Origin of the sequence: Myroides sp. N17-2 (assembly GCF_002286775.1) — a bacterium.
Taxonomy (GTDB): Bacteria; Bacteroidota; Bacteroidia; order Flavobacteriales; family Flavobacteriaceae; genus Flavobacterium.
On record NZ_NSGJ01000006.1, the window covers coordinates 119,782 to 133,771 of the forward strand.

Annotated in this window: 8 protein-coding genes; 7 read left to right on the plus strand and 1 reads right to left on the minus strand. The window is 35.0% G+C overall.

Annotated features, from left to right (window positions below; translation table 11 throughout):
• Positions 1–9 precede the first annotated feature (9 nt).
• The 5 genes from mgtE (at position 10) to CF599_RS04535 (ending at position 7,930) form a co-directional block, all read left to right on the plus strand.
• On the plus strand, positions 10–1,407 hold the full coding sequence (gene mgtE, locus CF599_RS04515) for a magnesium transporter (RefSeq protein WP_121964850.1): 1,398 nt from the start codon (positions 10–12) through the stop codon (positions 1,405–1,407).
• A gap of 247 nt (positions 1,408–1,654) precedes the next feature.
• Positions 1,655–2,773: an efflux RND transporter periplasmic adaptor subunit gene (locus tag CF599_RS04520; protein ID WP_121964851.1), complete on the plus strand. Its 1,119-nt coding sequence runs from the start codon at positions 1,655–1,657 to the stop codon at positions 2,771–2,773.
• Positions 2,774–2,790: 17 nt separating this feature from the next.
• Complete coding sequence (locus tag CF599_RS04525) at positions 2,791–5,904, plus strand: efflux RND transporter permease subunit (protein WP_121964852.1); 3,114 nt, start codon at positions 2,791–2,793, stop codon at positions 5,902–5,904.
• Between the two features lie 8 nt (positions 5,905–5,912).
• Complete coding sequence (locus CF599_RS04530; protein ID WP_121964853.1) at positions 5,913–7,208, plus strand: TolC family protein; 1,296 nt, start codon at positions 5,913–5,915, stop codon at positions 7,206–7,208.
• 11 nt (positions 7,209–7,219) lie between these two features.
• The gene (locus tag CF599_RS04535; protein WP_121964854.1) at positions 7,220–7,930 is read left to right on the plus strand and encodes a porin family protein; all 711 of its coding nucleotides are present in this window, start codon (positions 7,220–7,222) and stop codon (positions 7,928–7,930) included.
• Between the two features lie 63 nt (positions 7,931–7,993).
• Here CF599_RS04535 and CF599_RS04540 read toward each other — a convergent pair whose 3' ends face one another.
• Positions 7,994–8,683 (minus strand): HAD family hydrolase, encoded by a 690-nt coding sequence (locus CF599_RS04540; RefSeq protein WP_121964855.1) that lies wholly within the window; start codon positions 8,681–8,683, stop codon positions 7,994–7,996.
• Positions 8,684–9,021: 338 nt separating this feature from the next.
• On the opposite strand from CF599_RS04540, the gene CF599_RS04545 reads away from it, so the two are divergent.
• On the plus strand, positions 9,022–12,255 hold the full coding sequence (locus CF599_RS04545) for a SusC/RagA family TonB-linked outer membrane protein (RefSeq protein ID WP_121964873.1): 3,234 nt from the start codon (positions 9,022–9,024) through the stop codon (positions 12,253–12,255).
• 16 nt (positions 12,256–12,271) lie between these two features.
• A complete protein-coding gene (locus CF599_RS04550; protein WP_121964856.1) occupies positions 12,272–13,813 on the plus strand; it encodes a RagB/SusD family nutrient uptake outer membrane protein in 1,542 nt (513 codons plus the stop codon).
• The last annotated feature ends 177 nt before the right edge of the window (positions 13,814–13,990 follow it).

Consider the following 13,990-nt stretch of genomic DNA (forward strand, 5'->3'; position numbering starts at 1 on the left):
ACGTGGAGTATGAAAATGCACAATAGAGATAAAAATAATCTACAGAAGATGGCTAATGATTTAAATAGTATGGAGAAGATATCGATGATGATGCCTGTGATAAAAAAGATGCCTATTATTGATATTAGTGAGATACTAAGTGTAGTGGATAATGACGATTTAGTTCTAGTATTTAATGAATTTACTTATGAAGAGCAGGGGGAGATCTTTGCTGAGTTTCCATTAGTAAAGCAGTTGAGTTTCTTTCAGAGGGTGAGTAAGAAGTTATTCACGAGGATATTTGAAGAGATGCCGTCAGATGCGAGAGCGGATTTGTTTCAGCTTATGACGCAGCAGGAGCAAGTTGATTTATTGCCTTATCTAACTAAGCATGTTAAGGAAGATGTACTAGCATTAAGTTCTTATCCTTCTGATACAGCAGGAGGGATTATGATTACGGACTTTGCTACCGTGTCTAAAGATATGACTTGCTTCGAGGCGATCCAGCAAGTGCGTAAAGATTCACCTTCTAAGAAGACGATATACTATATCTATGTAGTGAATGAAGATAGAACATTGGTAGGTTTTATTACACTAAAAGATTTGATTATAGCAGAGCCTGATGTATTAGTAGAAGATGAGTTACATACAGAATTTGTGTTTGGATACCTTAGTGATACAAGTGAATCTGTCGCTAAGAAAATAGACAAATATCAATTAGTAGCCTTGCCTATTATTAATGATAAGAAGCAGCTCGTAGGGATAGTGACTCACGATGAGGCCCTTGATGTGATACAGGCTGAGCATACTGAAGATATGGAGCGCTTTATGGGAATACTGAGTAATAACGAGGAGTTAGATTATAACGACACGAGTATATTCGGTCACTTTAAAAAGAGAGTATTTTGGTTAGTGACTTTAGCCATAGTAGGTATTATTTCAGGATTGATTATTCACAGTTATGAAGGAGCTTTAGCACAGATGATGATACTAGCCTTATATATGCCGATGGTAGCAGATACAGGAGGTAATGCAGGGAGTCAATCTGCGACTGTAGTGATTAGAGCATTAGCCTTAGGACAGATATCTATCAAGAGTTGGGCTAGAGTATTATGGAAAGAAACTCGCATAGCATTAATGCTTTCAATCTGTTTAGGAGTTTTGGCATTTGCTAAAGTAGTGTTCCTAAGTTGGGAGACAGAGATACCAGCGGCATATCCTTTAGTAGCGACAGGTGGTGTGATAGCAGTAGCCTTATCCCTACAAGTAATATCATCTACTATTATCGGAGCGATATTACCAATACTTGTACGCAAATTCGGAGGTGACCCTGCAGTAGCAGCTAGCCCCGCGATTACAACTATCGTTGATATTTCTGGCTTGCTAATCTATTTCACTTTAGCAGCTAAATTCTTTAACCTACAGTAGTGAGGATTATTCTAGCATGGTTATTGTATTGCTAGAAGAGAGGTGTAAAGTAATTGCTTAATATAAATTATATAAATAAAGATGCGAAAACTTCGTTGGAGATGCGATTTATCAGCAGAGGGATAATGGTTGTTATATTAAATCATTATAAAAATGTATAAGATGCATAAAATTAGGTAACTTTAAAGAGATTTAAGTTAAACCTTATAGGTAAACAGTAAGAATTAGTAATAAAAATATATACATAATGGCTAAAACATTAAAACTAGCAGGTATTTTAGGAGTTAGCATATTATTAAGCTATTGTTCTGAGAAGAAAGAACAGTCTATAGATAGTGCACAGTTCACAGTGGAGAATCACGTAGTCTCGTTAACTGAAAACTCTAATCTTAAAGACAGAATAAAGACAAGTAAGGTATCTGAAGAAGACTTTACTTTTGATCTAGTTACTGCAGGGGTAGTGAAGGCTATTCCCAACCATTATGCAGAAATTGCATCTCCTTTCTCAGGAAGAATAGTAAAATCATTTATCAAGTTAGGGCAAAAAGTAAGTGAGAATACCCCATTATTTGAGGTGTCGTCACCAGATTACTTTGAAGCTCAAAAGGGATATTTTGATTCGAAACAAGAGTTTAAACAAGCAGCTCTTAACTTAAAACGTCAAGAAGATTTATTAGCAAATGGCGTAGGTGTTAGACAAGAGTTTGAAGAGTCTCAAACAGAGTATTCTATCGCTAAGGCAGCTTATGACAATGCGATCGCAGCGTTAAAAATATATAGTGTAGATGCTAGATCATTAGTATTAGGTCAAGCACTAACTGTGCGTTCTCCTATAGCAGGTGAGGTATTAGAAAATAACTTGGTTATCGGACAGTTTATCAGTGATGAGGCTGAACCAGTAATTAAGATTGCTTCTTTAGGTAAGATTTGGATAGTAGGAAAAGTGAAAGAAAAAGATATCCAACACTTAGAGAAATTAAATAAAGTACAAGTAGAGTTAGCTGCGTATCCAGATGCACCACTTACAGGGACTATCTATCATATCAATGAAATAGTAGATGAGGAGACTCGTAGTATAGATGTCTTAATAGAGGTAGATAATGAGAAGAGAGTACTTAAACCAGGGATGTATGTGAACGTTCGTTTTATAGATCAACCACAGCAGGTAATCTTAATACCATCACGCGCAGTACTTCAAGGTGAGGATAACTCATTCGTATTCGTTAAAGCGGGTGAGAATAAGTACAAAAAGAAAAGTGTAGTTATCGGTGGAGTCTCTGGAGAGAAGACTGTAATCCTATCAGGATTAGATAGAACTGATGAAGTAGTGAGTGAGGGAGGTATTTACTTACCACAAGCTCTTTAATCATTAACAACAATATAATGAAGAAAGGTATAATAGATACAGCTATCCATAAAAGATGGCTTGTAGCATCGTTGTTCGCTTTGCTATGTATATTTGGTTATTATTCTTGGAAACAATTATCTATAGAAGCTTATCCAGATATAGCAGACGTTACTTCACAGGTAGTAACACAAGTGCCAGGATTGGCAGCAGAAGAAATAGAATTACAGATTACCATACCTATAGAGCGTGCCTTAAATGGAATGCCGGGTATGCACGTAATGCGTAGCAACAGTACATTCGGACTGTCTATGATCACTATCGTGTTCGCTGATGGAGTAGATGACTACTTCGCTCGTCAACGAATCCAAGAGCGATTAAACGATGTTGAGTTACCGTACGATGCAGCACCAGAGTTAGATCCGCTGACTTCGCCTATCGGAGAGGTGTACAGATATATCATAGAGGGGGACGGATACAGTCTACGTGAACTAACAGACTTACAGAACTTCGTGATAATTCCTAAGCTTAATCAAGTGCCAGGGGTAGCTGAGGTGACTAACTTCGGTGGGATTACTACTCAGTTTCAAATCGAGTTAGATCCACATAAATTAGAACAATATGGACTGTCACTTAGTGATGTGACAGAGACTATAGAAGAGAATAACGTTAATGCTGGAGGGAGCGTTCTTACTAGAGGAGACTTAGGTTATGTAGTGAGAGGTATCGGGTTGATTAAAGACCTTGAAGATCTAGGTAAGATCGTTGTGAAAGCAGAGGATGGGATACCAGTATTTTTAAATGATTTAGGTCGATTAAAGTATGGTAACGTAGAGCGCAAAGGTGTTCTAGGGTTTACAGATAGAGAAAGAGATTATTCTGATAGTATAGAAGGAATTGTTTTGTTATTAAAACACGAGAATCCATCTGTAGTATTAGAGAAGATTCACAAGTATGTAGACGAATTAAACAATGGTATATTGCCAGAAGGAGTTAGGATACATACATTCTTAGACCGAACAGATTTAGTAGACACGACTTTACATACTGTATCGTGGACGTTAATAGAAGGGATTAGTTTAGTAATCATTGTATTAATTGTATTCTTAGGTAACTGGAGAGGTGCGTTGTTAGTTGCTATTACTATTCCTATCTCGTTATTGTTTGCATTTATTATGATGCATTTTACAGATATACCAGCTAACTTACTTTCATTAGGAGCAATAGATTTCGGTATTATCGTGGATGGAGCCATTGTGATGATGGAGTCCATACTAAAGAAGAGGGAGGATAATCCAGAGGAAGAATTAAAAGAAAAGTCTATCGCACAAAGAACGAAAGAGGTAGCAAAACCTATCTTCTTTGCGACCTTGATTATCATTACAGCTTACTTACCCTTATTTGCATTTGAACGTGTAGAGAAGAAGTTGTTTACACCGATGGCATTTACAGTAGGATATGCTTTGATAGGTGCATTATTAGTAGCCTTGATATTGATACCAGGTCTTGCGTATGCAGTGTATAGAAAACCTAGAAAGATATATCACAACAAGTGGTTAGAGAAACTAACGAGTCTGTATCACAACAGAATTATCAAAATAGTTAATAAACCAAAGCAAGTATTCATTCCACTTTTAGTGGTCTTAGCGATAACAGTAGGATTGTCAATGAAGGTAGGTAAAGACTTCTTACCCCCATTAGATGAAGGTTCTATCTGGCTTCAAGTGACGCTTCCTCCTGGTATATCACTAGAGAAATCAAAAGAGATGAGTGATACGCTACGTGCTAGAACAATGAAGTATGATGAGGTAACTTATATTATGGTTCAGTCAGGTCGTAATGACGATGGTACTGACCCATTCACTCCATCACATTTCGAATGTTCGGTAGGTATTAAGCCATATAAAGAATGGCCTAGAGGTAAGACTAAAGATGACTTAATCGAAGAGTTGGCTGCAGAATATGAATCTATACCAGGGTTTACAGTAGGATTTGCACAGCCGATGATTGATGGGGTTATGGATAAGATATCTGGTGCACATAGTGAGCTAGTAGTTAAAGTGTATGGTGAAGATTTTCACGAGACTAGACGTATAGCTAATGAAGTATTAGGTACACTGCGTACAGTAGATGGAGCAGTGGATTTAGCGATAGATCAAGAGCCACCATTACCACAGTTACAGATACACGCGAATAGAGATAAGATAGCCCAATATGGACTAAACGTATCTGACGTAGCAGAGCTTATCGAAGTAGCAATCGGAGGTAAGGCTATCTCACAGATATTCATAGGTAATAAAGTATATGATATCAGTGCTAGATATACAGAAGAGAGTAGAAATACCCCTGAGAAGATAGCTAACTTAATGTTGACTTCTAGTACAGGTGCTAAGATTCCATTATCTCAGGTAGCTGATGTGAAGACCAGTACAGGTGAGAGTACTATCACTCGTGAGATGAACAGACGTCACCTAACTGTGAAATTAAATGTGCGTAATAGAGACTTAGCGTCATTATTAAAAGAAGCACAACAAAAGATAGAGAGTAATATCACTTACGATCACGAGAAGTTTCACATCGAATGGGGTGGGCAGTTTGAGAATCAGAATAGAGCGTATAGTCGTCTAGCAGTTATTGTACCATTGACATTGTGTTTAATGTTTGTGTTATTATATGGTGCATTCGGACAGTTTAGACAAGCTGGATTATTGATGATCGTTGTTCCCTTAGCGTTATTCGGAGGTATGTTAGCCTTGAATATTAGAGGAATGTCATTAAACGTTTCTTCTGCAGTAGGGTTTATAGCCTTATTTGGAGTTGCGATACAGAATGGGGTGATTATGATATCCCATATCAATGATCTCCGCCGAAAGGGCACAGCGCTTAAAGATGCCGTGCTTACAGGAGCAGAACAGCGATTTAGACCCGTATTAATGACTGCAACAGTGGCTGTGTTAGGTTTATTCCCTGCGTCATTAGCGACTGGAATAGGTTCTGATGTTCAGAGACCATTAGCAACAGTTATTGTATATGGACTGTTATTTGCGACTGTACTAACACTATTTGTATTGCCTGCTTTATATTATATGGTAGAACGCAAGTGGGGTAGTGACAACGATTTTGTAAAGAGTGAAACGGACGAAGAAAATTAGTATTAGGTATGAATGTTATTAAAAAATATATACTAGTAGGATTATTAACTGTATTCTGTAATGGGGTGGTGTTCGCACAGCTCCATACAGAAGAAGTTGATGGTAAAACGGTGTTGACATATAAAGAATTTCTTCATAAGATGTCAATGAATAACTTAGGTTATGCTGCCGCAAAATACAATATAGATATAGCTGAGGCTGAGGTACAGGCTGCTAAAGTATTCCCTGATCCAGAGCTTAGTTTTGGTTGGTTTGATAATCAACAGAAGCGTATGCAGATGGGGTATGGTTTTGAGGCGGAGTTATCGTGGGATCTAGAATTAGGAGGAAAGCGTAAAGCTAGAAAGAACTTAGCAGCAGATCAAAAAGTGCTAGCTGAGTTAGAGCTTCAAGAGTTCTTCCAAACGCTACGTGCAGAGTCGACTATTTTGTTTTTAGAGTCAATGCAAAATAAGATGTTATATGAGATACACAAAGATTCTTATGAATCTATGAGACAAGTAGCGAAGTCTGATAGCATTCGATACAATCTAGGTCAGATTAGCAAAGTAGATGCTATACAGAGTAACTTAGAAGCGAAGTCTATGTATAATGAGCTTCAGGATGCGGATGATGAATGGGAAAACAGCTTGATAGAGATTAGAAATGTTATCAGTACACAACGCAATGATACTATCTATTTGCCAAAAGGAGAGTTTAATAAGTTTGATAGATTGTTTAATCTAGAAGAGTTAATCACTACAGCACAAAATAATAGAGCTGACTTCTTAGTGGCTAGGCAGAATAAAGTAGTGGCTAGTAAGCAAGTGACTTTAGCTAAGGCAGAGCGCGTTATCGACTTAGGACTTAATTTCGGAGTAGAGAACAATTCATTCGTAAAGAATGCCATCGCTCCAACACCTGGGAATACTGTGGTGAAAGCAGGATTCTCTGTGCCTCTTAAGTTTTCTAATAGAAAAGAAGCAGGACTTAAAACTGCTCTTTATGAAGAGCGCCAAGCTCACTTAGAGTATGACTTAATAGAGTTAGAGTTAGAGAAAGAGATTACCCAAGCATATAGAAACTATCTAACGAAACAGAAGCAAATTAATCGATTTGAGAAAGGGATGTTAGACGAAGCAAAACAAGTGTTTGAGGGAATTAAGTATAGTTACCAAAGAGGAGCTAGTAGTTTATTAGAAGTATTAGATGCTCAACGTACTTATAACGAAACACAACAGGCATATGCAGAGACTTTATTTGGTTATGCATCATCGTTAGTAGAGTTAGAGAATGCAGTGGGTATTTGGGATATTGATTTTTAAGAAATAGAAGTATGAGAAACTTAATATTAAGTGTTTGTTCTGTGATAGCAGTATGTGGTACTGCATTAGCACAAGATATCAATCACGATTTAAAAGGAAATACTACTTTTAGTGTAAAAGGAGGTTGGATACAGTCTACGCTTAAAGGTGATGACCTAGAGTATCTAGCGATAGATGGGAAAGTAAGTAAACGCAATAACTTCTTCGTAGGGGTGAGCGTAGATAATAGTTTAAGTAAACACTTCGGTTTAAAACACGAGTTGTTTTACCAGCAGTATGGAGGTCGTTTTGATAGAGAGTTAGAAGACGGTGTTACACTAGATGCTAAACTACAGATGAATAGTATTCGTCTTAATCCTATCAGTGCAGTGTTTAAGACTGGCGGACTACAAGTATATGTAGGTCCGTATGTGAATATGTTAGTGTATTCTTCACTTACAGCTGTAGATGAAGAGGGCAATAAGTATAAGGATCACGGTATCTTCGGTAGCATTGATGATGACCAAGAAGATGGACAGTACTTACAAAAGATGGACTATGGGATAGTAGCTGGTGCAGAGTATCAGTTTGACTGTGGGTTCTTAGTAGGAGCAAGTTATAGCAGAGGGTTTGCTAGTATTTTTGACAACTCTAATACATTTGGGTTAGAAGAGAATGCAGGCGGGAATGACTTAAAAATATATAACCAAAGCTTTAATGTCTTCGTGGGATATAGATTCTAAGTGAATAGATTATTTTATAAGTGTAAGAGAAAAGAGGCTGTCTGATAAGACAGCCTCTTTTCGTTATAATAGTATATTTCTTATTTCTGAAAGCTTAGTAATAGCAGTGAAGTTAGGATGTACAATCTCGTGATCTATATGCTCGTGCAGCCAAGTCGTGTGAAAAGGTACGTGTACTGCGTGCCCTCCTAATTCTAGTACAGGAAGCACATCAGATCTTAGTGAGTTACCTATCATGATAAACTCTTCAGGTTTGATATCAAGGCGCCCTAGAAGCTTCTGATAGTCTAGTTCTTCTTTATCAGTCATTACTTCGATGTGATGAAAGTAAGATCCTAAGCCAGATTTGTGAAGTTTTCTGTGTTGATCTTTAAGATCACCCTTAGTAGCAACTACAAGTTTATATTTTCCTTTAAGTTCTTTAAGAACATCTTCTACTTCATCTATTAGTTCAACAGGTTTGGTTAATAGATCTTTCCCAATAGAGATAATTCTAGAAATTACCTTGTGACTTACAGTGCCTTTAGATATGACTTCTGCAGCTTCTACCATAGACAAGGTAAAGCCTTTAATCCCATATCCATAAAGAGGTAGGTTATCTATTTGAGTTTTGAATAATATCTGTGAGATACTTTGGTGAGTTAGGTAATCCTCCATTAAGACGCAGAATTGTTTCTCTGCATCATTAAAGTAAGGTTCATTCACCCATAGGGTATCATCTGCATCAAAAGCAACTACTTTAAAAGGTTTCATATTCTTGTTGTGTATTGTTTATAAAGTAAAGATAAGGGATAAAGTTAGAAGGTGATAGAAGTTCTAATGCTAATTACAATCAGTTAAATTTTTTATGTTAATGCATTATTAAGGTTTGTTTAATAAAAGTAATTTTTTGTACAATTTAATTTTGATATTCTTGTTTTTGTTATTATTTAAAGTGTTTTTTTAGGTTAAAATAGTTGATAATTGTGGTGTGTTTGAGGTTTAAAAATGACTATTTGTGACTATTATTTGAATTTTATTATTCAATGTGTTTTTTCGTATTGTTTTTTGTCTATTTTTGGCAATGATAAAATAATCTTAAAAGGATGTTTATGAAATTAAAGCTTTACTTAACGTTTTCTATGCTTGTGTTAACAAGTGTAGTTTTTGCTCAGGCAAAAAAAACAATTACTGGAAGTGTTAAAGACACAGAAGGTTTACCTCTGATAGGAGCAACTATCGTTTTAGAAGGAACAGATTTTGGTACTAGTGCTGATGATAATGGTATTTTTACTATTAGTGCTGGAGAGGGAGATGTTCTTGTTGTTTCTTATGTGTTTTATGAGACACAAAAAATTAGAATTACGTCTAAGACACACTATGATGTAAGATTGAAAGAAGATGGCCAAGTATTAGATGATGTTGTAGTTGTTGCTTATGGTACTTCAAGTAAAGAAGCTATAACAGGAGCTGTAGTACAGGTTGGATCTGACGCAATTGCAAAACGACCATCAACAAATGCTTTAGGAGCTTTAGAAGGTGCAGCAGCAGGTATTAGTGTTAATAATTCTTCAGGACAACCTGGTTCTGAGCCAGATATCCGTATTCGTGGATTTACTTCTTTGAGATCACAAGATGCAAATAGACCTTTAATTGTATTAGATGGTGCGCCGTATAACGGTAATATTTCAGATATTAATCCTAGTGATATTGAAAATATGTCAGTCTTAAAAGATGCATCATCTTCTACACTATATGGAAGTAGAGCTTCGAATGGAGTTATTTTAATTACAACTAAAAAAGGAAAAGGAAAAGGACAATTTAATGTAAGTGTTAAAAATGGTCTTTATAATAGAGCTACTAAGGAGTATGATACAATGGGTATTACTGATTTTATGAATACTTCTTGGACTGGATATAGAAACAGTTTGATGGACTCTAAAACAACTATGGAACAAGCAAGTGCTATAGCTAATGAAAAGTTGATACCTAATTACTTAGGGTTAAATATTTTTAATAGACCTGATAATCAATTGTTTGTTAATGGTAAATTAGACCCTAATGCTGAAATATTACAAGGTTATTTAGGAGATTTAGATTGGTATAAACCTGTTGAGAGAACTGGATACTACAGTGATGTTAATATGAATGGACGTGTGTCTAATGAAAAAGGAGGAGCATATTTTTCTGCTGGATTATTAAATAATGATAGTTATTTTAAAAGTTCAGATTTCAAACGTTTTACAGGAAGAGTTAATGCGGATTATCAAGTTAAAGAATGGTTAAAGGTAGGAGGTAATATTTCTGCAACGCAATCGGAATCGCGTGGTGTAAATGCTGATCCAGATGCTGATGCTTCTTATACAAACCCATTTATGTTTGCTCGAAATATTGCTCCAATTTATCCTGTGCATTTACATGATAGAAAAACGGGTGAATATGTTTACGATGAATTGGGTAATATGATTTATGACAATGGAGATACAACACGTAAACAATATATAGGACGTCATGTAATTTGGGAGAATGAATTAAATAGCCAAAAAACAATAAATACTACAGTTAATGGATCTTTTTTTGCAGACATTAAGTTCTTAGATGATTTTACATTCACATTAAGAGGTGATATGAATTTAAGAAATGAAGAGTCAAGAAAATATGATAATGCAATTGTTGGAGATGGAAAAGGTAACCAAGGTAGATCAAGAAGAGATACTTATAGATGGAAAACTTATACAGCCCAACAATTATTGAATTGGAATAAATCTTTTGGAGACCATGCATTAGAAGTATTATTAGGTCATGAAAATTATAGTACTGAGAGAAATTATTTATATGGAATGAAGACAACTCAGACTTTCGCAGGAATGGATCATCTAATTAACTTTAATAATACAAGTAATTTATATGATTATGAGACAATGTATCGTACAGAGGGATATTTATCTAGAGCAAAGTATAACTATGCTAATAAGTATTTTATAGAAGGGTCATTTAGAAGAGATGGTTCATCTAAATTTCAAAAAGATAATAGATGGGGTAATTTCTGGTCAGTAGGTGGAAGTTGGGTTCTTACTAATGAAGAGTTCTTTAAAATAAAAGAGATAGATTATGCTAAACTTAGAGTTTCTTATGGAGAAGTAGGTAATGATAGAGGAGCGTCAACATATGCTTATCAAGACCTTTATAGTATTAGTAAAAATGGAGGAGAAACTGCTATATATAAATCACAAGCAGGTAATCCTGATTTACAATGGGAAACTTCATCTTCATTTAATATAGGTTTAGATGCAAATGTATTCAAAAGAGCTAATTTTACTATTGAGTATTTTGATAAGAGTTCTCAAAATCTATTGTTTGATTTAAATATGCCTTTGTCATATGGTGCAACTACTACTAGTAAAGCAGAAAGTGTTATTACAAGTAATGTAGGTTCAATCTCAAATAGAGGTATTGAATTGAGTGTGTCAGTAGATGTTATCAAAAATCAAGATTGGAAATGGAATGTTTCTGCTAATGCTACTTGGTTAAAGAACAAGATAACTGAATTGCCAGCAGAAAATAGAGAGAAAGGTATTATTTCAGGTACTATGAAACGTATGGAAGGACGTAGTATTTACGACTTTTATATGTATCAATTTGTGGGTGTAGATCAGATGACAGGGAATGCCCTATATGAGATAGATTATGATAAGTATTATACAAGTGCTAGTAATGCTCAAACGGGAAAAACATTATTACCAACAGATTACTTAGTGAATATTAATGGTCAAGAATATACTACATATACTACATATGGTAGAAAAGATTGGTCTGGATCAGCTATTCCTAAAATGGAAGGAAGTTTCTCTACAAATGTATCATATAAGAACTTTAGTTTAGGAGCTTTGTTCACGTATAGAATAGGAGGTAAAGTATTAGATTACTCTTATGTTGGGTTAATGTCACCTTCAGCTACTTCTCCTAAAACACTACACACAGATTTGTTAAATGCTTGGAATGGTGTACCAGAAGGTATGACAGCTAATTCTCCAAATCGTATTGATCCAAATGGAATTCCAGTTATAGATTTTGCTAGAAGTACATATACAACTTCGACAAGTAATAGATTTTTAAAAGATGGGTCTTATTTAACAGTTAAGAGTATTAATTTGAATTACGATTTCCCTTCTGATTTGACTAGAAAATTAGATGTTAGTTCAATTAGTATGAATTTAGGTATTGAGAATTTATATACTTTTACAAAATTAAGAGGAATGAATCCTCAACAAAGTTTTACTGGTATTATGTATAATGCATATGTGCCGCCTAGAACAATTATTTTTGGTATTAATGTTGGGTTTTAATTAAAAGTTTATAAAAATGAAATATAGATATATAAAATATTTAGCCTTAGCTTCAGTATTAGCTTTAGGTTCTTGTAGTAGTGATTATTTGAATACCAATCCTACAGATTCTACTTCACCAGAAACTTTGTACAAGACAACTGAAAATATTAAAATGGCTGTTAATGGTCTCGCTAAGACTATGACAATGCAACATTTGGGAGAGCAAGGATTTAACGGAGAAGGAACTATTAAAATGTATTATGGTGAGTATTCTGGTCAAAATTTTAGAGTTAATTTGCCAGGATGGGCAAATTTAATTAACGGATCGTTTTATGATAGTGTTGACTCTATTTATGACTATTATCCTTGGTATTATTATTATAAATTAATTGGTAATGCGAATGATATTTTAGCTTATATCGATAATGCTGAAGGACCTTTGTCTGAAAAAAAATATCTAAGAGCTCAAGCTCTTTCATATCGTGCATATGGTTATTTGATGTTAAATCAACTTTATGGTAATCGTTGGGTTGACTCAAATGGAGGTACTACAAAATCAGTTGTTTTGAGGTTAAGTATTAAAGATCCTAAAGATCTTTCAACCTCTACACTAAAAGAAGTTTATGATCAAGTATATAAAGATTTAGACGAGGCAATTACATTATTTAAGGAAGCTAGTTATACGCGTCCTGCAGGTAAGTTTTACTACATGGATGAATCTGTAGCACACGCTATTTATGCTCGTACAGCCGTTACTCGTCAAGATTATTCTGTAGCGGAAAAGGAAGCTGAGTTGGCAAGAAAAAATTATGCATTAATGTCAGTATCTGATTATAAAAATGGTTTTGCTAATCCTAATAATGAGTGGATTTGGGGTAGTTTTGGAGCTTCAGATGAGCAATTACATTATTACTCTTATTACTCTTATTTAGCATATAATTCAAATGCGGGATCGGTTCGTAACTATCCTAAGCGCATGGCAAAAGAATTATACGAAACTATACCTGTATCAGATATTAGACGGGACTTATTCTTAAACCCAAGTGGATACGATGTTAAGACATATAATAATGAAACTGGCGTAGCTGTAGCTAAATCACCTTTAGATGTTGATGCTAGAGTTAAATTCCCAGCTTTACAAAAAGATGCTCTTGTTGCTGCATATATGCAATTTAAGTTTAAAGCGAATGACCTTCCTGGAGTTGGTAATATGAATCACTTTAGAGCTTCTGAGATGTATTTTATAGAAGCAGAAGCAAAACATTTCTTAGGTAAAGATGGAGAAGCTGCTCAATTATTAGAGGAAGTTATTGCTAAATCAGGAAGAGATTCAAAATATACTTGTACTAAAACAGGAAATGCATTGTTTGAAGAAATTGTTAAGTATCGTGGTATTGAATTTTGGGGAGAAGGTCTTGATTGGTTCGATATGAAACGTTGGAATCGCTCTATCGTTCGTAAATTAGCTTCCGAAGGAGGTAATTATCCAAAGGAACTAGCAAAAACACTAAAACCGGATGAAACAGCAGCAAAGTGGACTTGGAAAATTCCTAATAAAGAAAATGATTTTAAATAAACTATTTATTATTAAAACAGAAGATTAGTTAGCAATAAGACCGTTCAATTTGAACGGTCTTTTGCATTTTTAGAAACACTAGTTATTAATAACACTCAGTTAATCTACACATTAACTTGTTATACTATTTTTGACTAGGAATACTTTAACCTAGAACTAGTAATAAACAGATAAACG

What these genes read in the sequence shown, in the direction of transcription:
- mgtE (WP_121964850.1), top strand. Translation starts at nt 10, where the DNA reads ATGAAAATGCACAATAGAGATAAAAATAATCTACAGAAGATGGCTAAT.
- CF599_RS04520 (WP_121964851.1), top strand. Translation starts at nt 1,655, where the DNA reads ATGGCTAAAACATTAAAACTAGCAGGTATTTTAGGAGTTAGCATATTA.
- CF599_RS04525 (WP_121964852.1), top strand. Translation starts at nt 2,791, where the DNA reads ATGAAGAAAGGTATAATAGATACAGCTATCCATAAAAGATGGCTTGTA.
- CF599_RS04530 (WP_121964853.1), top strand. Translation starts at nt 5,913, where the DNA reads ATGAATGTTATTAAAAAATATATACTAGTAGGATTATTAACTGTATTC.
- CF599_RS04535 (WP_121964854.1), top strand. Translation starts at nt 7,220, where the DNA reads ATGAGAAACTTAATATTAAGTGTTTGTTCTGTGATAGCAGTATGTGGT.
- CF599_RS04540 (WP_121964855.1), bottom strand. Translation starts at nt 8,683, where the DNA reads ATGAAACCTTTTAAAGTAGTTGCTTTTGATGCAGATGATACCCTATGG.
- CF599_RS04545 (WP_121964873.1), top strand. Translation starts at nt 9,022, where the DNA reads ATGAAATTAAAGCTTTACTTAACGTTTTCTATGCTTGTGTTAACAAGT.
- CF599_RS04550 (WP_121964856.1), top strand. Translation starts at nt 12,272, where the DNA reads ATGAAATATAGATATATAAAATATTTAGCCTTAGCTTCAGTATTAGCT.